This is a genomic window from Actinomadura fibrosa, assembly GCF_900659615.1.
Lineage (GTDB): Bacteria > Actinomycetota > Actinomycetes > Streptosporangiales > Streptosporangiaceae > Spirillospora > Spirillospora fibrosa.
In genome coordinates this window covers 19,770-39,690 of the sequence record NZ_CAACUY010000054.1, presented here as the reverse complement: position 1 = coordinate 39,690, position 19,921 = coordinate 19,770, and the positions used below count along the sequence as shown (strand labels likewise).

Annotated in this window: 22 protein-coding genes and 1 pseudogene; 17 read left to right on the top strand and 6 right to left on the bottom strand. The window is 72.0% G+C overall.

Going from position 1 to position 19,921, the window contains the following annotated elements; all coding sequences use genetic code 11:
- Positions 1-3 precede the first annotated feature (3 nt).
- Both map and E1300_RS20155 read left to right on the top strand, forming a co-directional pair.
- Positions 4-825: a type I methionyl aminopeptidase gene (gene map, locus E1300_RS20160; protein ID WP_131758579.1), complete on the top strand. Its 822-nt coding sequence runs from the start codon at positions 4-6 to the stop codon at positions 823-825.
- A 21-nt stretch (positions 826-846) separates the two neighbouring features.
- Complete coding sequence (locus E1300_RS20155) at positions 847-1,284, top strand: DUF1707 SHOCT-like domain-containing protein (protein WP_131758578.1); 438 nt, start codon at positions 847-849, stop codon at positions 1,282-1,284.
- Positions 1,285-1,300: 16 nt separating this feature from the next.
- On the opposite strand, the gene E1300_RS20150 is transcribed toward E1300_RS20155, so the two are convergent.
- Positions 1,301-2,098, bottom strand: coding sequence for a phosphodiesterase (locus E1300_RS20150; protein WP_242619265.1), 798 nt, complete (start codon positions 2,096-2,098; stop codon positions 1,301-1,303).
- A 264-nt stretch (positions 2,099-2,362) separates the two neighbouring features.
- A complete protein-coding gene (locus E1300_RS20145) occupies positions 2,363-2,920 on the bottom strand; it encodes a hypothetical protein (protein ID WP_131758576.1) in 558 nt (185 codons plus the stop codon).
- 394 nt (positions 2,921-3,314) lie between these two features.
- Between E1300_RS20145 and infA the strand changes: the two genes are divergently transcribed.
- From infA to truA, 8 genes and pseudogenes are all read left to right on the top strand, one after another.
- Positions 3,315-3,536, top strand: coding sequence for a translation initiation factor IF-1 (gene infA, locus E1300_RS20140; protein ID WP_018657567.1), 222 nt, complete (start codon positions 3,315-3,317; stop codon positions 3,534-3,536).
- Positions 3,537-3,601: 65 nt separating this feature from the next.
- On the top strand, positions 3,602-3,715 hold the full coding sequence (gene rpmJ, locus E1300_RS20135; RefSeq protein ID WP_021596712.1) for a 50S ribosomal protein L36: 114 nt from the start codon (positions 3,602-3,604) through the stop codon (positions 3,713-3,715).
- 232 nt (positions 3,716-3,947) lie between these two features.
- On the top strand, positions 3,948-4,328 hold the full coding sequence (rpsM, locus tag E1300_RS20130; RefSeq protein WP_131758575.1) for a 30S ribosomal protein S13: 381 nt from the start codon (positions 3,948-3,950) through the stop codon (positions 4,326-4,328).
- Positions 4,329-4,423: 95 nt separating this feature from the next.
- Complete coding sequence (rpsK, locus tag E1300_RS20125; protein WP_021596710.1) at positions 4,424-4,825, top strand: 30S ribosomal protein S11; 402 nt, start codon at positions 4,424-4,426, stop codon at positions 4,823-4,825.
- Between the two features lie 20 nt (positions 4,826-4,845).
- Positions 4,846-5,475, top strand: coding sequence for a 30S ribosomal protein S4 (gene rpsD / locus E1300_RS20120; RefSeq protein ID WP_131758574.1), 630 nt, complete (start codon positions 4,846-4,848; stop codon positions 5,473-5,475).
- Between the two features lie 116 nt (positions 5,476-5,591).
- Complete coding sequence (locus E1300_RS20115; RefSeq protein WP_131758573.1) at positions 5,592-6,605, top strand: DNA-directed RNA polymerase subunit alpha; 1,014 nt, start codon at positions 5,592-5,594, stop codon at positions 6,603-6,605.
- Positions 6,606-6,698: 93 nt separating this feature from the next.
- A complete protein-coding gene (gene rplQ, locus E1300_RS20110; RefSeq protein ID WP_131758572.1) occupies positions 6,699-7,232 on the top strand; it encodes a 50S ribosomal protein L17 in 534 nt (177 codons plus the stop codon).
- A gap of 172 nt (positions 7,233-7,404) precedes the next feature.
- Positions 7,405-8,241: pseudogene (truA, locus tag E1300_RS20105) on the top strand (tRNA pseudouridine(38-40) synthase TruA); the annotation flags it as partial.
- A gap of 238 nt (positions 8,242-8,479) precedes the next feature.
- Here the strand turns inward: truA and E1300_RS20100 are convergent.
- Positions 8,480-9,418 (bottom strand): hypothetical protein, encoded by a 939-nt coding sequence (locus tag E1300_RS20100; RefSeq protein ID WP_131758570.1) that lies wholly within the window; start codon positions 9,416-9,418, stop codon positions 8,480-8,482.
- Between the two features lie 1,143 nt (positions 9,419-10,561).
- Positions 10,562-11,665 (bottom strand): hypothetical protein, encoded by a 1,104-nt coding sequence (locus tag E1300_RS20095; RefSeq protein ID WP_131758569.1) that lies wholly within the window; start codon positions 11,663-11,665, stop codon positions 10,562-10,564.
- A gap of 439 nt (positions 11,666-12,104) precedes the next feature.
- Between E1300_RS20095 and rplM the strand changes: the two genes are divergently transcribed.
- From rplM to glmM, 3 genes are all read left to right on the top strand, one after another.
- Positions 12,105-12,557 carry a 50S ribosomal protein L13 gene (gene rplM / locus E1300_RS20090; protein ID WP_131758568.1) on the top strand — a complete coding sequence of 151 codons (453 nt, stop codon included), beginning with the start codon at positions 12,105-12,107 and terminating at the stop codon, positions 12,555-12,557.
- Between the two features lie 93 nt (positions 12,558-12,650).
- Positions 12,651-13,169 carry a 30S ribosomal protein S9 gene (gene rpsI, locus E1300_RS20085; protein ID WP_131758567.1) on the top strand — a complete coding sequence of 173 codons (519 nt, stop codon included), beginning with the start codon at positions 12,651-12,653 and terminating at the stop codon, positions 13,167-13,169.
- 285 nt (positions 13,170-13,454) lie between these two features.
- Complete coding sequence (glmM, locus tag E1300_RS20080; RefSeq protein WP_131758566.1) at positions 13,455-14,798, top strand: phosphoglucosamine mutase; 1,344 nt, start codon at positions 13,455-13,457, stop codon at positions 14,796-14,798.
- A 28-nt stretch (positions 14,799-14,826) separates the two neighbouring features.
- Here the strand turns inward: glmM and E1300_RS20075 are convergent, their stop codons facing one another.
- The gene (locus tag E1300_RS20075) at positions 14,827-15,174 is read right to left on the bottom strand and encodes a hypothetical protein (RefSeq protein WP_207399857.1); all 348 of its coding nucleotides are present in this window, start codon (positions 15,172-15,174) and stop codon (positions 14,827-14,829) included.
- A 106-nt stretch (positions 15,175-15,280) separates the two neighbouring features.
- On the bottom strand, positions 15,281-15,958 hold the full coding sequence (locus tag E1300_RS20070; RefSeq protein WP_131758565.1) for an HNH endonuclease family protein: 678 nt from the start codon (positions 15,956-15,958) through the stop codon (positions 15,281-15,283).
- 162 nt (positions 15,959-16,120) lie between these two features.
- Here E1300_RS20070 and E1300_RS20065 point away from each other — a divergent pair, with 162 nt between their 5' ends.
- The 4 genes from E1300_RS20065 to E1300_RS20050 all read left to right on the top strand — a co-directional run bounded on the left by E1300_RS20065 (position 16,121) and on the right by E1300_RS20050 (position 19,916).
- The gene (locus E1300_RS20065) at positions 16,121-17,083 is read left to right on the top strand and encodes a DUF389 domain-containing protein (protein WP_370785045.1); all 963 of its coding nucleotides are present in this window, start codon (positions 16,121-16,123) and stop codon (positions 17,081-17,083) included.
- A gap of 63 nt (positions 17,084-17,146) precedes the next feature.
- The gene (locus E1300_RS20060) at positions 17,147-18,133 is read left to right on the top strand and encodes an ABC transporter ATP-binding protein (protein WP_131758563.1); all 987 of its coding nucleotides are present in this window, start codon (positions 17,147-17,149) and stop codon (positions 18,131-18,133) included.
- Positions 18,130-19,008 carry an ABC transporter permease gene (locus tag E1300_RS20055; protein ID WP_131758562.1) on the top strand — a complete coding sequence of 293 codons (879 nt, stop codon included), beginning with the start codon at positions 18,130-18,132 and terminating at the stop codon, positions 19,006-19,008. Before E1300_RS20060 ends, E1300_RS20055 begins: the two co-directional genes overlap by 4 nt.
- Entirely contained in the window at positions 19,005-19,916 is a 912-nt protein-coding gene (locus tag E1300_RS20050) for an ABC transporter ATP-binding protein (protein WP_131758561.1), read from the top strand. The genes E1300_RS20055 and E1300_RS20050 overlap by 4 nt, the downstream gene beginning before the upstream one ends.
- Positions 19,917-19,921 lie beyond the last annotated feature (5 nt).

Below are 19,921 nucleotides of genomic sequence, written 5' to 3'. Positions count from 1 at the left end.
GAGATGTTCAAGCGGCGCAGGCCGGCGATCCAGATCAAGACCGGCGAGCAGATCGAGCTGATGCGCGCGGCGGGGCTGCTCGTCGGGCGGACGCTGGAGCTGCTGCGGGAGGCGGTCAAGCCCGGGATCAGCACGCTGGACCTGGACGCGCTCGCCGAGCGGCACATCCGCGACAACGGCGGCGTCCCGTCCTTCAAGGGCTACCACGGCTTCACCGGGACGATCTGCGCGTCGGTGAACGAGGAGATCGTGCACGGCATCCCGAACGCGGGCAAGGTCCTGCGCGAGGGCGACGTGATCTCCCTCGACTGCGGCGCGATCGTCGAGGGCTGGCACGGGGACGCGGCGATCACCGTCCCGGTCGGGGAGATCACCCCGGAGCTCCAGAAGCTGCTGGAGGTCACCGAGACGTCCCTGTGGCACGGTCTGGCGGCCGGACGCGCCGGGGCGCACCTGACGGACATGTCGCACGCGATCGAGGCTCACATCCGCTCTCAGGGCCCCTACGGCATCGTCGAGGGCTACGGCGGGCACGGCATCGGCACCGAGATGCACATGGACCCGCTCATCCCGAACCACGGCGCCGCCGGGCACGGCCCCGTGCTGCGGCCCGGCATGTGCTTCGCCGTGGAGCCGATGGTCAACCTCGGCACCAAGGACACCCTGGAACTCGACGACGGCTGGACGGTCGTCACCACCGACGGGCGCTACTCGGCGCACTTCGAGCACACGTTCGCCGTCACCCCGGACGGTCCGCGCGTCCTGACGGCACTTGACGAGGGCCGGGAGTGGTTCGCCAAGCTGGAGGCGGAAGCCTCGTCCTAGGAAGAGCGTTGGGAGCTGGAGATGGCGCCGAACCCTGACATCCGGGCCTCGGACGCCGACCGCGACCGGGTCGCCGCGAGCCTGCGCGAGCACTGCGCCGTCGGCCGGATCACGGTCGACGAGATGCAGGAGCGGCTGGAGGCCGTGTACGAGGCGAAGACCCTCGGCCGGCTCCAGGAGATCACCGCCGACCTGCCCGAGGAGGACCTGCACGAGCTGCCGGTCCCCGCGTCGCAGCACAAGAGCACCTCGCGGCCGCCCGCGCGCCGCTCGTCCGGCGACCTGTTCCACCGCGGGGTCTGGGGCACGTGGGCGCTCGTCAGCGGGATCAACTTCGCGGTCTGGCTGGCCATCCTGCTGACCGGGAACGTCGTCTACCCGTGGTGGGTGTGGGTGGCGGGCCCGTGGGGCGCCGTCCTCCTGATCGGCTCCCTGCTCGGCTCCCGGCGGCACGACTGAGCCCCGCCGCCCGGGCTTACTCCACGTCCATCAGCGGGCGGTAGTTGCCCGTCGGGACGAAGTGCGTCGTCGCCGTCCCGTCGTCGCCGACCAGATGCACGGCGAAGCCCGCGGGCTCGCCGGTCACCGCGGCGCGCCCCGGCCGGGTCAGGTCGAGGAACAGCTGCCGGTAGGTGCTCGGGCACGTCGTGCTCACCGTCCCGGCCAGCGAGCCGACCGCGCCGCGGTGCACATGGCCGCTGATCACCCGCACCACCTGCGGATGCCGGGCGATCACCGCGGCGAACGCGGCCGGGTCGACGAAGCGCATGTCGTCGATGAACCGGATCCCGATCGGGAACGGCGGATGGTGCGTCGCGACGACCGTGGGCACGCCCGGCGCGGCGCCCAGCGTCCCGTCCAGCCACGCGAGCCGGTCCTCGGTCATGTGCCCGTGGGGATGGCCGTCCACGGTCGTGTCGCAGCAGACCAGCCGTATCCCGGCGACGTCGGCGGCGTACTGCACCGGTGCCTGCGGGCCGGTGCCCGTCTCCGCGACCGCCGGATGGTCGCCGAACGCCGCGCGGAGCGCGTCGCGGTCGTCGTGGTTGCCCGGCATCGGGTAGACGGCCATCGGCAGCGGCGACAGCAGCGCGTGGAGCCGGGCGTACTCGGCGGGCAGGCCGCCGTCGGCGAGATCACCGGTGAGGACCACGGCGTCCGGACGCGCCGGCAGCGCCAGCAGGCTCGACACCGCGGCCCGCAGCGCGCGCACCGGCCCGGAAGCGTCATCCACCTCACCGTCCCGCCCGGCCGCGAGGTGTATGTCGCTCAACTGCGCAATGATCGCCATATTTACTGCGTCCCCCTCGGCGTCGGGCCTTGGCGGCCCTCCTTCAACGGGCACCGCGGCGATCGCTGCATCGCTCCGGCTCGCCTGGCGGCTCGCTGCGCGATCAGGTTCTCGCAAGCTCGAACCTGGCTTCGCACGCGATCGCGGCGCCGGTCGGGTGCGGCCGTCGGTGAACCTCGCCTCGACTGCGACCACGTGCGGATCGCCAGGGAGGGTGCGCCCGCCGGCCCCACCACGGTGATCAACTTACGCGACATGGGGGATGACTAGGGACAAAGCCGAGGTCACTTCTTCGGGGGCGGGGGCGATGTCGGGGACGACGTCGCGGAGGGCGAGCCAGCCGTTGATCGCCTGGACGGTGGGCTTCGCCTCGATGAGCTGGGGGTCCTCCAGGCCGTACCAGGCGGCGACCTTGGACCAGCGCCAGAGGCGGTGGCCGGCCGTGGAGATCTCCGAGGCCGGGAACCCGCCGGGGCCGCGGGCACCGGTGATCGCGAGGCGGACGGAGTCGAACGAACGGCCGACGCGCTCGCTGATGTCGCGGATGGTCAGCAGGGGGTCGGCCTCGACCTGGAGGACGTGCAGGCCCGGCGCGCTGGCCTCGACGTGCTCGACGACCGCCATGATCGCCGCGGCGAGGGTGGCGCCCTGCCAGGAGCAGGACGCGTTGCCGGGCCGCTCGGCGTGCTGCGGCTCGCTGATGATCGAGACGGTGACGGCGCCGTGCGTGCGGTCGAACAGCGGGTCCAGTTCGTCCTCGTAGAGGGGACGGCTGAGGATCAGCGCGAAGTCATAGCTCGGCATGCTGATCCTCCTCGGACGTCCTGCCCGTCGCCGCGGGCGACCCGCCACGGTGCCGGGTCCGCTTCGCCTGCCGGTTCATTGTGCGGGGCTCTGCCCCCGCATGTGCCGGGTCCGCTTCGCTTGTCTTACTGGAAAGGTACAACGCGGACGCGCGGTATGCTTGGGTCGGGAGCAGTCTCCGCGGCCGTATCATGCGACAATTTCGCATTCGGCGGCCCGGTGACGTAGACTCCTGTGTCGGTCCGCTGTCGGCCGCCTCATCCCTCGTTCCTGGCGCTCTTGGTGCCGTGGCCTGGGTGCGGCCGTGCATCTCTCTGAGGACGCCCCTCCGGGGGCGCCCCGTCAAGGGACACCGGACCGGGTCCAATGAGCCGATCAGTGAAGCGCGGAGGACATGCCCAAGAAAGAAGGGGCCATCGAGATCGAGGGCACCGTCATCGAGTCCCTCCCGAACGCCATGTTCCGGGTGGAGCTCGACAACGGGCACAAGGTGCTCGCCCACATCAGCGGCAAGATGCGGATGCACTACATCCGGATCCTGCCGGACGACCGCGTCGTTGTGGAGCTGAGTCCCTACGACCTCACGCGCGGTCGGATCGTCTACCGCTACAAGTAAATCCCACTGGGGTTGCCTTCCCCGTGCGTGGCGGCGCGGGGGTGACCCTGAACCTAGGAGACCCAGTGAAGGTCAAGCCGAGCGTCAAGAAGATCTGCAACAAGTGCCGCGTCATCCGCCGGCACGGCCGGGTCATGGTCATCTGCTCCGACCCGCGCCACAAGCAGCGCCAGGGCTGACGGGCCCCGCCCGTCCGCTCCACCAACAGCAAGCGCATCGCAGCCTTCACACGGTCGCCGTACGGCCCCTTGGCGGACGTCCCCGGGAACGGGGACCGGCCAAGATCGGGTCGTGCGGCACGATCGTGTGAAGGGCACCCCCGGACCGACGGAGGCCGGGGCCGCCACCCGGGCAGGGTGTGTGCGGAGGCGACGCGTCCATACCTCCGCGACATGAAGGGAACTGCCCACGATGGCACGCCTCCTCGGCGTCGACCTCCCGCGCGACAAGCGCCTTGAGGTCGCTCTCACCTACATCTTCGGCATCGGCCGGACGCGCGCGCTCGAGACCCTCGCGGGGACCGAGATCAGCGGCGACCTTCGGGTCCACCAGCTCGGCGACGACGAGCTGGTCAGGCTCCGCGACTGGATCGAGGCGAACTACAAGATCGAAGGTGATCTTCGCCGCGAGGTCCAGGCGGACATCCGCCGGAAGATCGAGATCGGGTGCTACCAGGGCATCCGGCACCGCCGCGGACTGCCCGTGCACGGCCAGCGCACGCAGACCAACGCGCGCACCCGCAAGGGCAAGAAGAAGACCGTGGCCGGCAAGAAGAAGGCCGGCAAGAAGTAGTCCGCACGGACCTACCGGTCTGGGGACTCCCCAGACCCCCGGCAACCGCCTACGAGGTCCGTCCGGATCGATGACCTCAAGAGTAGAGAGAGCACATGCCTCCTAAGAGCCGTGTCGGCGCCAAGAAGGTGCGCCGCAAGGAGAAGAAGAACGTCGCTCACGGGCACGCCCACATCAAGAGCACGTTCAACAACACGATCGTCTCGATCACCGACCCCAACGGCAACGTGATCTCCTGGGCCTCCTCGGGCCACGTGGGCTTCAAGGGCTCGCGCAAGTCGACCCCGTTCGCCGCGCAGCAGGCCGCCGAGGCCGCCGCCCGGCGCGCGATGGAGCACGGCATGCGCAAGGTCGACGTCTTCGTGAAGGGCCCGGGCTCGGGCCGCGAGACCGCCATCCGGTCGCTCCAGGCGACCGGCCTGGAGGTCGGCTCCATCCAGGACGTCACGCCCGTTCCGCACAACGGCTGCCGCCCGCCCAAGCGTCGCCGGGTCTGAGGCAGGGGAGATCTAGAACAATGGCTCGTTACACCGGTGCGGACTGCAAGCTCTGCCGCCGCGAGAAGATGAAGCTGTACCTCAAGGGCAGCAAGTGCATGGGTCCGAAGTGCCCGATCGAGATCCGTCCTTACCCGCCGGGTGAGCACGGCCGCGGTCGGCCCAAGGAGACCGAGTACCTGCTCCAGCTTCGCGAGAAGCAGAAGGCCCGCCGTATCTACGGCGTGCTGGAGCGCCAGTTCCACAACTACTACGTCGAGGCCAACCGCCAGGGCGGCAAGACGGGCGAGAACCTGCTCGCCCTGCTGGAGCGCCGCCTCGACAACGTCGTCTACCGCGCGGGCTTCGCCAAGTCGCGCGACATGGCCCGCCAGCTCATCCGCCACGGCCACATCCGGGTCAACGGCAAGAAGGTCGACATCCCGTCCTTCTCGGTGAGCGAGGCCGACATCGTCGACGTCAAGAGCAAGTCGCTCGAAATGACGCCGTTCCAGGTCGCGAGGGCCGAGGCGGCCGACGCCCCCCGGGTCCCGGCGTGGCTCGGGGTCGACACCGACCGGATGCGGATCCTCGTGCACTCGCTGCCCGTCCGGCAGCAGATCGAGGCTCCCGTCCAGGAGCAGCTGATCGTCGAGCTCTACTCCAAGTAGGGGCTCGTCCGTTCCGCCGGGGGGCTCCACGGATTCCCGTGGGATCCCCGGCGGGACGGGGAACACTCCAGAACGCGGTCGTCAAATAGCGGGCACCGCGGGAAGAAGGCACCAACATGCTCATCGCTCAGCGTCCCACTCTCACCGAAGAGCAGGTCGACGAGTACCGGTCGCGGTTCACCATCGAGCCGCTGGAGCCGGGCTTCGGCTACACGATCGGCAACTCGCTGCGTCGTACGCTGCTCTCCTCGATCCCCGGCGCGGCCGTCACCAGCATCCGGATCGAGGGCGTCCTCCACGAGTTCTCCACCGTCCCGGGCGTCAAGGAGGATGTCACCGACATCATCCTGAACCTCAAGGAGCTCGTGGTCTCGTCCGAGCACGACGAGCCCGTGGTCATGTACCTGCGCAAGCAGGGGCCGGGCGAGGTGACCGCGGCCGACATCGCGCCGCCGGCGGGCGTCGAGGTCCACAACCCGGACCTCCACATCGCCACGCTGAACAACAAGGCCAAGCTGGAGATGGAGCTGACGGTCGAGCGCGGCCGCGGCTACGTCTCGGCCGCCCAGAACAAGCAGCCGGGCCAGGAGATCGGCCGGATCCCGATCGACTCCATCTACTCGCCCGTGCTGAAGGTCACCTACAAGGTCGAGGCCACCCGAGTCGAGCAGCGCACCGACTTCGACCGCCTCATCCTGGACGTGGAGACCAAGCAGGCGATGCTGCCGCGCGACGCGGTCGCGTCCGCCGGCAAGACCCTCGTCGAGCTGTTCGGCCTCGCCCGGGAGCTCAACGTCGAGGCCGAGGGCATCGACATGGGCCCGTCCCCGACGGACGCCGCGCTCGCCGCGGACCTGGCCCTGCCGATCGAGGAGCTGAACCTCACGGTCCGCTCCTACAACTGCCTCAAGCGCGAGGGCATCCACTCTGTGGGCGAGCTGGTCGCCCGCAGCGAGCAGGACCTTCTGGATATAAGGAATTTCGGCGCCAAGTCGATCGAAGAGGTCAAGCAGAAGCTCAACGACATGGGCCTCTCGCTGAAGGACTCCCCGCCCGGGTTCGACCCGAGCGCGGCGGCCGACAACTACGGCGACGACGACGCCGGATACGCCGAGACCGAGCAGTACTAGAACCCCGATCCCGGCGGCCGGGGACGCGTTCCCCGGCCGTCCGGGACCAGCTGACGCCGGTACCTGACACGGCCGGCGCAGGAAGGAAGCACCATGCCTCAGCCCACCAAGGGCCCCCGCCTCGGCGGCAGCGCCGCGCACCAGCGCCTGATCCTGGCGAACCTGGCCACGGCGCTGTTCGAGCACGGCCGCATCACCACCACCGAGGCCAAGGCCCGGCGGGTGCGTCCGCTGGCGGAGAAGCTGATCACCAAGGCCAAGCGCGGCGACCTGCACAACCGCCGCCAGGTGGCCAAGGTGATCCGGGACAAGGGCGTCGTGCACGAGCTCTTCACCGAGATCGCGCCGCGTTTCGAGAACCGTCCCGGCGGCTACACCCGCATCACCAAGATCGGGCCGCGCAAGGGCGACAACGCCCCCATGGCCGTGATCGAGCTGGTGCAGGAGCAGCTGTCGGCCGCTCCCGCCACCGCCAAGGCCGCCCCGGCGACCGAGGCGAAGCCCGCCGAGACCGAGGCCCCGGCCGAGGACGAGGTCACGCTCACCAAGGGCGAGGCCGCGGACGAGACCGCCGCGGACGAGACCGCCGCGGACTCCGACGCGACCGGCGAGGCCACCGAGAAGTAGGCCGCGCCATCCGCTTCACGAGCCGATCGGCTCGACTTTCGTGAGGGCCCGCCGTTCCGCTACGGGACGGCGGGCCTGTTCTTTGCCAGACTTGATCCATGGTCACGAGGACGGTCCACCCCATCCCGGCGAGGTCGGTGCAGGGGGGCGCCTCCTTCCGGAGGATGCTGACATGACCGCATTGGTCCGACTTCGGCTCGACATCGGCTACGACGGGACGGACTTCGCCGGCTGGGCCCGGCAGCCGAACCAGCGGACGGTGCAGGGGGTCATCGAGGACGCCCTGGCCCGGATGCTGCGGCTGGATCCGCCGCCCATGCTCACCGTCGCCGGGCGCACCGACGCCGGTGTGCACGCGTCCGGCCAGGTCGCGCATCTCGTCGTCCCGGTCGCGGCGTATTCGGCGATCAACGGCACGATGCCGCGCCGCCTCGCGGGGCTGCTGCCCGCGGACGTGCGGGTGTGGCGGGTGTCCGTCGCGCCCGACGGGTTCGACGCGCGCTTCTCGGCGCTGTCCCGCCGCTACGTCTACCGGGTGTGCGACAACCCCGTGGGCGTGGCGCCGCTGCGCCGCCGCGACGTGCTCTGGCATCCCCGTCCGATCAACCTGGACCGGATGAACGAGGCCGCGCGGCTGCTGGTCGGCGAGAACGACTTCGCCGCGTACTGCCGCAAGCGCGAGGGCGCGACGACGATCCGCGAGCTGCTGCGCTACGAGTGGGTCCGCGACGACCGCGATCCGCACCTCGCGCTCGCCACCGTCGAGGCCGACGCGTTCTGCCACTCGATGGTCCGCGCGCTCGTCGGGGCGCTGCTCATGGTCGGCGACGGGCGGCGCGAGCCCGAGTGGCCCGCGGAGGTGCTGGCGGCCCGCGTCCGCGACTCCGGGGTCAACGTGGCGCCCGCCCACGGCCTGTCGCTGGAGGAGATCCGGTACCCGGACGACGACCGCCTCGCGCGCCGCGCCCAGGAGACCCGCCGCGTCCGGACGCTGAACGCCGCCGCCGCCGCGGCCGCCGCCGAACAGGCCGCCGCCGAGGAGGAGGCGGAGGCCTCGGACGCGGAGACCGAGCAGGCAGGTGCCGAGTACGCCCAGCCGCCCGCGTACCCGGAGGCGGCGCAGGAGGGGTACGAGCGCGAGCCCGCGGCCTGGGAACCGGCCGGACGGATCCGGGCCGACTGGAACGGCGAAGTCTGACCGGGTGATCCGCGAGAGGCGACCGCGCGTCCCGTGGTCGCCTCTCCGGTCAGCGGCGGGCGCGGGCCTCGATCGGCCGGACGTCGTGGTCCAGGAACTGCTGGGCGGCCTGCTTGATCGCGGGATCGCCGGGCTTGACCTGCTTCCCGTCGATCCGCTGGACGTAGGCGTAGACGACGTACCGGCCGCGGACGGTGACCGCCGCGTACCCGCCCGCGCGGTCGATGTCGGGGGCGTGCTTGCCCGCCATCCCGCGGAACCACTCGTACCTCGCCGGGTCGCCGACCCTGCTGACCTTCAGCGCCGCCGCGCTGGTCGGCATGACCGCGATGCCCGAGGTCACGGCGATGCTCCTGCTCCGGTCGAGGTAGGTCGCCCGGACGACCTTGCGGCAGTTCTCCCGCGTGAGGGCCCGCAGCATCGCGCCGTTGGCCGCGTACGCGAGGTCCCGGTTGATCGACCAGCGGTCGCGGGTGAACGTCCGGCCGCCGAGCCGCAGCGTTGCGGTCGGGAAGACGTCCGCGAAGGCGAGGTCGTTCGGATCGGTCTTCTCGTCGTCGATGTTCACCGCCCCGGGCGCCGGGACGGGCGAGGCGGTCCCCGGCGCGGCCGGGGACGCGGCGGGCGACTCGGCGGGCTTGCGAGCGGCGCCGTCGTCCCCTGACCCCGTCCCGCCGATCGCGAAGAGCGCGGCCACGGCGGCGAGCACGGCCGCCGCGCCACCACCGACCAGCAGCAGCCTGCGCTTGCCGGCCCCCTCCTTGCCCGCCGCCTGCGCGGGGGCCGAAGGCTGAGCGGGGCCGGGCGCCGACGGCTCGTCCAGCGGAATCTCGCCCTCGGAGTGGTACACGGGCGTGAGGACCGCCGCCATCGTCGGCGGCCCCACCGCGCCCGCCTCGAGCTCGGGCCCGGCCTCCGGCGTGGTCGTGAACGGACCGCTCCCCGAAGGCGGCGGCCGGACGCCGGGCGGCAGAATCGCGTCCGGCACAAGGACAGGCGAGAGCGCAGCCCCAGCCGCCTTCTCAGCCTCCTTGGCACGCTCGAACGCAGCGATCCTGTCAGCCTCCGCCCGCGCAGAAGCAGCCCCCGGAGCAGACCCGCCACCCTCCACGGACGCACCGTCCCGCGTGGACGCGCCGTCCTGAGCGGATGCGGCACCCGGGTCGGATGCGGCGTCCTGCGTGAACGCGGCGCTCTCGGGGGACGCGGCACCTTGCATGGGCGCGGTGTCACGCGTAGCCGCGGAGTCCTCTGTGGGCTCGTCGTCCTGCGCGGGCGCGTCTCCCTGCGTGGACACAGCCCCCTGAGCGGAGGCGGCCCCCTGCACGGGCGCGGTCTCCCACGGGGCCGCGGCGTCCTGCGTGGAGGCGCTGTCCTGTGCGGACGCGTCGTCCTGCGTAAGCGCGGCATCCTGAACGGATGCGGCGCCCCGCGTGGCCGCACCGGCGTGCGTGAATGCGGCGTCTTGGGCGGACGCGGCGTACTGCGTGGGCCCGTCGTCCTGCGCGGGCGCGTCTCCCTGCGTGGACACAGCCCCCTGAGCGGATGCGGCACCCTGCGCAGGCGCGGTCTCCTGCGTGGATGCGGCACCTTGCCCAGGCGGGGCATCCTGCCTGAACGCGGCATCTTGCGCGGAGGCGGTGGTCTGCGGGGGGACTGTTGGCCGCTGCGGGGCGGTCTTGCCGCCGGACGGAGCGTCGTCGGATTCGGGAGGGACGGGGGGTATGCCGTCGGGGTCGGTGTCCGCGTAGTCGAGGGACGGGCGCCTCAGCAGCGGTTCCGCCGGGACGGCGCCGCGGGAGTCGACGCTGGGGACGCCGAGTCCGGCCACGAGGGTGCCGGGTGGGGCTTCGGCCTCCGGTGGGGCCGTCTCCTCCGGGGCGGGCTCCTGCTCCTGGGGTGCGGGGGCCGGGTCGGCGGCCCACCAGGGCGTCTGGAGGCCGAACGGGGTGAGCTTGAGGGGGGAGGGGGCGACCTCGGGCTCGTCCGCGGCGGGTGGCGCCGCGGCCTGGGAGTCCGCGCCGCCGAAGCTCGGCGGCGCGGGGGACGCGGGGACGGCCTGCGCCCCCGCGTCCGCGGGCTCCCGGGTGTCTTCAGGTCCGGACATAAGCAGACAGCGTATTCAAAGCGGTCACTTCTGGAGGGGCTTGCCTTCGGTTTCCCGGTAGTGGAGGGCCAGCGACAGGCCGCTGTTCTTCACGATCTGGGTGCCGAAGGCGCGGACGGCGCTCTGGTACTTGGCGGCGATCTTCTTGCCGTCGGGGCGCTGCACCCACGTCATGATCACGTAGTGGCCGAACGCCTCGGAGGTGCCGAGGGCCTCGCCCTTGCCGTTGTTCTTCGAGATGCCCTTGCCGGGCAGCGCCTGGAGGAAGGCGTCCTTGCCCGCGGCGGCCTTCACCGCCTGCTTGGCGGCGGCCTCGGTCTTGAGGTTGAGGACGCCGACGGTGCCGATGAGCTGGCCGTTGCTGAGGGCGTAGGTGGCGCGCAGGGCCTGCGCGCAGCCGCCCTTCTTCAGGGCCTTGGCGAGCGCGGCGCCGCCGACGACGCCGGTGCAGCCGCGCTTGGCGCTCGCGGCCGTGCGCGTGTACTTCAGCTTGCCGGACTTGAAGGACGACTTGCCGAACACCTCGCCGAGGGTCAGCGCCGTCGGGTCGGTCGTGCGGCTCTTGAGCTTGACCGGCTCCAGCGGCGGGACGGTCGGGCTGGCCGTGGCCTGCGGCTTCGACGCGCTCGGCGCGGGCTCGGCCGCCTTCTTCGGCTTCGGGTCGTCCTTGAGCATGGACGACAGGCCGACGCCGCCGCCGATGAGGACCAGGCCGGCGACCGCCGCACCGCCGATGATCAGGGGCAGGTTGCGGCGCCGCTCGGGTGGGGCCGGACGGCCGGTGCCGAGCTCGTCGGGGCCGGACGGGCCGGGCGGCGGGGCGTCGAAGCCGCCTCCGGGGCCGCCCATCGGGGGCGCGTAGGGGCTCTCGTCCGGGATGCGGCCGGTGCCGGGCTCGTCGCCCCACGCGGCGGTGGCGCCGGGATCGCCGCTCTCGCCGGGACCGCCCGGCTCGCCTGTCTCGCCCGGGCCCCAGCCGCCGGGTGCCGCGCCGGGGCCACCCGCGCCGCCGAAGCCGCTCGGCACGCCGAAGCCGCCGAACTCGCCGGTGCCCGAGGGGGACGTGCCGCCGGACGGCTGCCGGAGGGGCCAGCCGCCGGGCTTGCCTTGATCGCCCGGATAACCCATGGGTTGGACCTTACCGTTCCTCGTTCAGGGTTCTGGACCTTCGGAACACCCACCATGACATGGGGGCGAACCGGACGCCGGTGGTTTGCCGAAGGTCGGGGGATCGGCCCGGCTCGGGCGCGGCGGGGGGTGCGCGGGTCTCGGCACGGGAGGGCATGGGGCATACTGGAGAGTGGCTGGGAGACTGCCGCAACGATCCGCTTTGACCCGCCGGTGTCCGGCTGGGTATCCTGCGGGTTTGTTGTATGCGTCGACGCCTGCGCGCAACGCGGGGCGCAGACGATCGCAACGACGTGTCGGTGCGCCCCAGGTGCCAGACCCTCCGGGGTCCGCGCATTTCGGGCCCCGGCCTCCCGGAGCGCCAGGTCGGATCGAGATTTCTGATCGGCGCGAGCAGGATATCCGCTGTGAAGTCGACGAGAAACGAAGGCCTACGACCGTGCGCACGTACACCCCTAAGCCCGCTGACGTACAGCGTCAGTGGTACGTCATCGACGCGACCGATGTCGTGCTGGGCCGTCTCGCCAGTCAGGTCGCGCAGCTGCTTCGGGGTAAGCACAAGCCGATCTACGCGCCGCACCTCGACACCGGTGACTTCGTCGTCATCGTGAACGCCGAGAAGGTGGCGCTGTCCGGCTCGAAGCTGGAGCAGAAGAAGGCGTACCGGCACTCCGGCTACCCGGGCGGCCTCCGCTCGATCGCCTACGGCGACCTGCTGGCCAAGCACCCCGAGCGGGCCGTCGAGAAGGCGATCAAGGGCATGCTGCCCAAGAACACCCTCGGGCGGAAGATGTTCGGCAAGGTGAAGGTCTACGCCGGGCCGGACCACCCGCACCAGGCGCAGAAGCCGGTGCCGTTCGAGATCACCCAGATCAGCCAGATCAAGAAGTGACGGTCGCGTGCGTCCGCACGCGAGCGCAGCAGAGGCCGCCGGGGCACCCGTGACCGGGCCAGCCGCCCTGGCTAGAACACCCCAAGGAGAATCGTGACCGAGTCCACCGGCACGGAGGCGCCCGCCGAGGGCGCCGAGTTCGACTCGTACGAGGACGCGCCGTCCGAGTACAGCACCGAGACCCCCGAGACCGCGGGCGAGGGCCTCCTCGGCCAGCCGGTCGCGACCGGCCCCGCGGCCGGCACCGGCCGGCGCAAGCAGGCCATCGCGCGGGTCCGCATCGTCCCCGGCTCCGGCCAGTGGAAGATCAACGGTCGCACCCTGGACCAGTACTTCCCGAACAAGGTCCACCAGCAGATCGTGAACGAGCCGTTCGTGCTGCTGGGCCTGGAGGGGCAGTTCGACGTGCTCGCCCGGGTGAACGGCGGCGGCACCACCGGCCAGGCCGGTGCGCTGCGCCTCGGGATCTCCCGCGCGCTCCAGTTCGCGAACATCGAGCACCGCCCGGCGCTGAAGAAGGCCGGGTTCCTCACCCGCGACGCGCGGGTGCCGGAGCGCAAGAAGGCCGGTCTCAAGAAGGCCCGCAAGGCTCCGCAGTACAGCAAGCGCTGATCCACGGCACGAGCCGCCGCACCCCGCAGCTTCTCCGCGGCCGACCCGCATGGTCGGCGCACCGGGTGCGGCGGCTCGTCCGCTTTTCCGGGGCCGGTGCGGCCCGCCCGTCCCCGCGCGTCCAGCCAGGGCGCATATCGGCCGCCGGTTCACCGAGGTCCGGGGACGCGGCGGGACGGGCCCGTTAGATTTGACCGCACGGAGCGGACGGGGGCGCGCCTCCGGACGCGTCCGCGCGGTCTTTTCCGTCTCTGCGGTCTTTCTGTCTCTCGGGAGTGTTGAACTGTGGGTCGTCTGTTCGGGACCGATGGCGTACGCGGGCTCGCCAACCGCGATCTGAGCGCCCGGCTCGCCATGGAGCTGTCCGTCTCCGCGGCGCGCGTGCTGGGGGAGGAGGGCGCGTTCAAGGGGCACCGGCCGCTGGCGGTGGTCGGGCGCGACCCGCGCGCGTCGGGCGAGTTCCTGGAGGCCGCCGTGGTGGCGGGCCTCGCGAGCGCCGGCGTGGACGTGCTGCGGCTCGGCGTGCTCCCGACGCCGGCGGTGGCGCACCTCGTCCACGCGCTGGAGGCGGACCTCGGCGTGATGCTCTCGGCCTCGCACAACCCCGCCCCCGACAACGGGATCAAGTTCTTCGACCGCAGCGGCTACAAGCTGCCCGACGAGATCGAGGACCGGATCGAGGCGCGGCTCGGCGAGGAGTGGGAGCCGCCGACGGGCGCCGGCGTCGGCCGGGTCCGGGAGGCGCACGGCGCGGTCGAGCAGTACGTGGCGCACCTGCTGACGACGGTCCCGGTGTCGCTGGACGGGCTGCGCGTCGTCGTGGACTGCGCGAACGGCGCGTCGTCCGACGTCGCGCCGGAGGCGCTGCGCCGGGCCGGCGCCGAGGTGATCACGATCGGGGCCGCGCCGGACGGGCTGAACATCAACTCCGGGTGCGGCTCGACGCATCTGGAGGCGCTCCAGAGGGCCGTCCGGGAGCACGGCGCGGACGCGGGCATCGCCAACGACGGCGACGCCGACCGCTGCCTCGCCGTGACGGCGACGGGCGAAATCGTGGACGGCGACCAGATCATGGCGATCCTGGCGCTGGACTTGCGGGAGGCGGGCTCCCTCAAGGCCGACACCGTCGTCGCGACCGTGATGTCGAACCTCGGGTTCAAGCTCGCGATGCGCGAGGCCGGGATCTCGGTGGTGGAGACGGCGGTCGGCGACCGGTACGTGCTGGAGGCGATGAAGGAGGGCGGCTTCGGCTTCGGCGGCGAGCAGTCCGGCCACGTCATCATGCTCGACCACGCGACGACCGGGGACGGCGTGCTGACGGGCCTGCACCTGCTGGCCGCGATGGTCCGCCGGGGCCGTCCGCTGGACGAGCTGGCGAAGGCGATGACGCGGTTGCCGCAGGTGCTCGTCAACGTCAAGGACGTCGACAAGGGGCGCGCGACGACCTCGCCGGAGCTGGCGGAGGCCGTCGCGGCGGCGGAGGGCGAGCTCGGCGACACCGGCCGGGTGCTGATCCGGCCGAGCGGGACCGAGCCGATGGTCCGGGTGATGGTGGAGGCGGCGTCGCAGGAGCACGCGCGGGACGTCGCCGAGCGGCTGGCCGGGGTGGTCCGCACCGCACTCGGCTGAGCGGGCCGCGGTCCGGGGCCGGCGGCCGTCAGGACTCCTCGATCTCCAGGCGGCCGACCTTGAGGTGCCTGATCTCGACCGTGCCGGCCTCCAGCTGGTGGACGACGGCGCGCTTGACGACGAGCTTGCCGATGGCGAGCGCGCCGACGGCGAGGGCGCCCAGCGCCATCGAGCCCATCGCGAGCGCGCCGAAGCCGTTGCCCACCCGCAGCGCGAAGCCGGTGGCGGACGCGCCGGTCACCTCGGCGCCCGTGGCGCGGGCGCCGATGCCGCGCTCGGTGCGGACGCGCGGGTGCCCGGGCCGGGCGCCGGGCGCCTCACCGGCCGCCTCGCCGTTGGGGGACTGCGCGGGCGTGTCGTGGGGTTCGCTGCTCATGGGTCGAGCATAGGTCGCCGCCCGCGCCGCCCAGCGTGCACCCGCAGGCCCGCGCGGGGACGCCGGTGTACGGCGTCGGTGTACGGCGTCCGCGCGGGCCGTCCGGTCAGCAGCGTGCGAGGAAGTCTTGCAGGGCGTCGTGGTCGCCCCGGGTGACGGGCAGCTCGTACTTATCGGCGATCGCGATGTACTTGACGGCGTAGGCGCACTGGAAGCCCTTCTGCGGCTTCCACTCCGCGGGGCCCGAGTCGCTCTTCTGCCGGTTCGGCACGCCCCACACGGCGAGCAGGTTGGCGTGGTCGTTGCCGAACTTCTCGCGCCGGTCCTCGTCCCACTTGGAGGCGCCCATCCGCCAGGCGAGCGCGAGCGGGTAGACGTGGTCGATCTGCACCTCGGCCGCGTCCGACTTGCTGAACGTGATGTTCTTGCCGCTGTAGGGGTCGTGGAGGCGGCCCGAGACGACCACGCACTTGCCCTTCTTCTCGACGTCGGTGAGGTCGCGGGCGAGGACGTCGTTGCGCTGGTCGCAGCCGTTGTGGTCGGTGTCCTTCCAGCGGGTCCCGAACTTGTCGCGCTTGTAGCCGCTCTGGCTGCCCTCCGAGGCGATCCGGAGCTGCGACAGCTCCTTGCGCGCCTTCCCCGTGTCGCCGGAGGCGGGCTTGGAGCCGCCGGGCGCGGCCGACGCGGTGCCGCCGTCCGAGAGGACGGGGTCGTCCTTGCAGCCGCTCAGGACGAGCGGCACGGCGAGCGCGAGCCCCGCCACCGCCGCCGTCCGGCGTTTCATTCCGGATCTCTGCTGTACGCGCCGACCGTCGAGAATACGGGCTGTTGTCATGTAGTCACGCTCCGGGGGGTTTATGGTTAATTTTGCCGGGTCCGCCGGGAAGTAAACGACGTAAAGCCGTGACCTGCGGTTACCGCGCTCTGAGCGGTGTCCTGCGGCACGATGGACCGCGTGCTGCACCTGAGAGCGATCGTCCCCCCGGACCGCACGGACGCGGTCTGTACGGCCCTGGCCGCCTGCGCCGGCGCCACCAACATCGTCGTCTTCCCGGACGCGGCGCGCGTGCCCCGCGGCGACCTCGTCACCGGCGACATCGCGCGCGAGGCCGCCAACGAGGTGCTCGCCGAGCTGCGGCGGCTCGGCATCGAGCGGGACGGGTCCATCGCCGTGGAGAACATCGACCTGTCGCTGTCGGACGCCGCGGAGCTGGCCGAGGAGCGCGCTCCCGGCCACGGCGACGACGCGGTGGTGTGGGCGGAGCTCGACCGGCAGGTCGGCGAGGGGACGGCGCTGACCTGGTCGTTCGTCGCGTTCCTCGCGCTGGCGACGCAGCTCGCCGGAATCGCCGCGCTGATCGACTCGCCCGTCCTGGTGGTCGGCGCGATGGTCCTCGGCCCGGAGTTCGGCGCGGTCGCGGCGATCTGCTACGGGCTGACGCGGTGGCAGCCGCGGCGGATCGCCGCCGCGCTGCGCGCGCTCGCGGTCGGGTTCGCCGTCGCGATCGTGATCACCTACGTGTGCGCTTTGGTCAGCAAGTGGATCGGCGTGATCGAGCTGGACCGGCTGCCGGACGAGCGGCCGCTCACCGCGTTCATCTACAGCCCGGACCGCTGGTCGTTCATCGTGGCGCTGCTGGCCGGCGCGGCCGGGGTGCTGTCGCTCACGGCGGGCAAGTCGTCGGCGCTGGTCGGGGTCTTCATCTCCGTCACGACCGTGCCCGCCGCGGGCAACCTCGCGGTCGCGCTCGCGCTCCGGCACGGCAGCGAGATCAGCGGCTCGCTGCTCCAGCTCGGCGTCAACCTCGCCGGCATGGTCATCGCCGGGACGGCGACGCTGCTCGTCCAGCGCTGGGTGTGGCACGTCGTCCTCCGGAGGAAGGGGACGGCCGTCGGCGGTCAGCCTTAAGGCCGCCTCCGGTCAGACCTGAGAGGGACGCGGGGGCACCGGTCCAGGCACTAGGTTCGGGATATGCCGATCATCGCCACCCAGGGGCTGACGATGAGGTTCCCCCGGGTGACCGCCCTGGACGACCTCTCGGTGGCCGTCGAACCCGGGGTCGTCGGGCTCGTCGGCGCCAACGGCGCCGGCAAGTCGACGCTCATCAAGATCCTGCTCGGGCTGCTGCCGCCGAGCGCCGGGACCGCGACGGTCCTCGGTCTCGACATCGCCCGCGAGGGCGTCCGGATCCGGGAGAGCGTCGGGTTCATGCCCGAGTACGACTGCCTGCCGCCGGACGTCTCGGCGACGGAGTTCGTCGTCCACATGGCCCGCATGTGCGGGCTGCCCCCCACCGCCGCCCGCGAGCGCGCCGCCGACACGCTCCGCCACGTCGGGCTCTACGAGGAGCGCTACCGGCCCATCGGCGGCTACTCCACCGGCATGCGGCAGCGGGTCAAGCTGGCGCAGGCCCTCGTCCACGACCCGAAGCTCGTCTTCCTGGACGAGCCGACCAACGGCCTCGACCCGGCCGGGCGCGACGAGATGCTCGACCTCATCCGCCGCATCGGCGCCGAGTTCGGGATCAGCGTCCTCGTCACCTCGCACCTGCTGGGCGAGCTGGAGCGCGTCTGCGACCACGTCGTCATCATCGACGGCGGGAAGCTGCTGCGCTCGCAGGCCGTCGAGGCCTACACCGCGGCCAGCGGCGTGCTCACCGTCGAGGTGGACGAGGGGCGCGACGACCTCGGGCGGCGGCTCCACGACCAGGGAGTCTCGGTGCGTCCCGAGGGCAGGTTCCTCGTCATCGACATCGCCGGTGAGACGACCTACGACCTCATCCGGGACGGCGTCGCCGACCTCGGGCTGCGGCTGATCCGGATGGAGCAGCGCCGCCACCACATCGAGGAGGTCTTCCAGGCCGAGCCGCCGCAGCCGCAGCCGCCGGCGACCCAGGCGCCGCAGGCCCCGCAGGCGCCGCAGGCCGCGCCCGGACCGCAGCAGGGAGCGCCGCGATGACCACGAGCACGATCCACGACATCGGCTACCGGCACTACGACGGCCGCCGCAACGGCCGCGCCTACGTGCTGCGGTCCCTGTACGTGCACAACGTCCGCGCCGCGTTCGGGCTCGGGCGGCCCGCGCGGGCGAAGGTGATGCCGTTCCTGCTGGCGGCGATCATGCTGCTGCCCGCCGCGGGCTCGGTCGCGGTCGTCGCGGTCACCGACCAGGCGGACGCGCTGATGCGCTACTCGTCCTACGCGACGGTCCTCCAGGTGATCATCGCGATCTTCCTGGCGACGCAGGCGCCCGTGCTCGCCTCCCGCGAGCTGCGCTTCCACGTCGTCCCGCTGTACTTCTCGCGGCCCGTCGGCCACCTCGACTTCGTCCTGGCCAAGGTCGCCGCGATGACGACCGCCCTGTTCGCGCTGATCGCGGTGCCCGTCACCGTGCTGTACGTCGGCGGCCTCGTCACCAAGGTCCCGGACTCCACCGCCCAGCTCGGCCGGTACCTGGCCGCCCTGGTCGGCTGCGCGCTGTTCGCGGTCGTCCTCGCGTCGATCGGGATGGTCGTCGCGGCGTTCACCCCGCGGCGCGGCTTCGGCGTCGCGGCGGTCATCGCCGTCTTCATGCTCTCCAGCACCTTCGTCCTGATCATCCAGGGCATCGCGGAGGCGCGGACGAACTTCACCCTGTCCGGCTGGGTGGGGCTGTTCGCGCCGTTCAACCTGGTGGACATCGTCCAGGTGCGGCTGCTCGGCGCGGAGAAGTCCGCGGTGCAGGTGCCGCCTGGCGTCGGCGGCGGCGTCGTCGCGCTGGCGCTGTGCGCCGCCATCGTCCTCGGCTCGATCGCGGTCCTGTACCGCCGCTTCAGGAAGGCGGGCCTGTCATGACCGAGCTGAGGCTCGAAGGGGTGTCCCGCTGGTACGGCAACGTCGTCGCCGTGAACGGGATCTCCATGACGGTCGGTCCCGGCGTCACCGGGCTGCTCGGCCCGAACGGCGCGGGCAAGTCGACGCTGATCCACATGATGGGCGGCTTCCTCGCGCCCTCGTCCGGCACGATCAGCCTGGACGGCGCGCCCATCTGGCAGAACCCGGACATCTACCGCAGCCTCGGGCTCGTCCCGGAGCGCGAGGCGGCCTACGACTTCCTCACCGGCGAGCAGTTCATCCTCGCGATGGCGAAGCTGCACAAGCTCCCGGACCCGCGCGCCGCCGCCCAGCGCGCGATCGCCCTGGTGGAGATGGGCTACGCGGCCGACCGGCAGATCGGCAACTACTCCAAGGGCATGAAGCAGCGCATCAAGATGGCGTCGGCGCTGGTCCACGACCCGCCCGTGCTGCTGCTGGACGAGCCGTTCAACGGCATGGACCCGCGGCAGCGCCTCCAGCTCATGGACCTGATCCGGCGGATGGCGGACGAGGGCCGCACGATCCTGTTCAGCTCGCACATCCTGGAGGAGGTCGAGCGGCTCGCCAGCCACATCGAGGTGATCGTGGCGGGGCGGCACGCGGCGTCCGGCGACTTCCGCAAGATCCGGCGGCTGATGACCGACCGGCCGCACATCTTCCTCGTCCGCTCGTCCGACGACCGGCGCCTCGCCGCCGCCGTCATCGCCGACGGGTCGGCCCGCAGCGTCCAGCTCACCGACAAGGGCCTCACGGTCGAGGCGGTCGACTTCCAGCGCTTCACCTGGCTCCTGCCGCAGGTCTCCCGCGACGCCGACGTGCGGCTGTGGGAGGTCTCGCCGGCGGACGAATCCCTCGAAAGCGTCTTCTCCTACCTGGTGGCCCGATGAAGCAG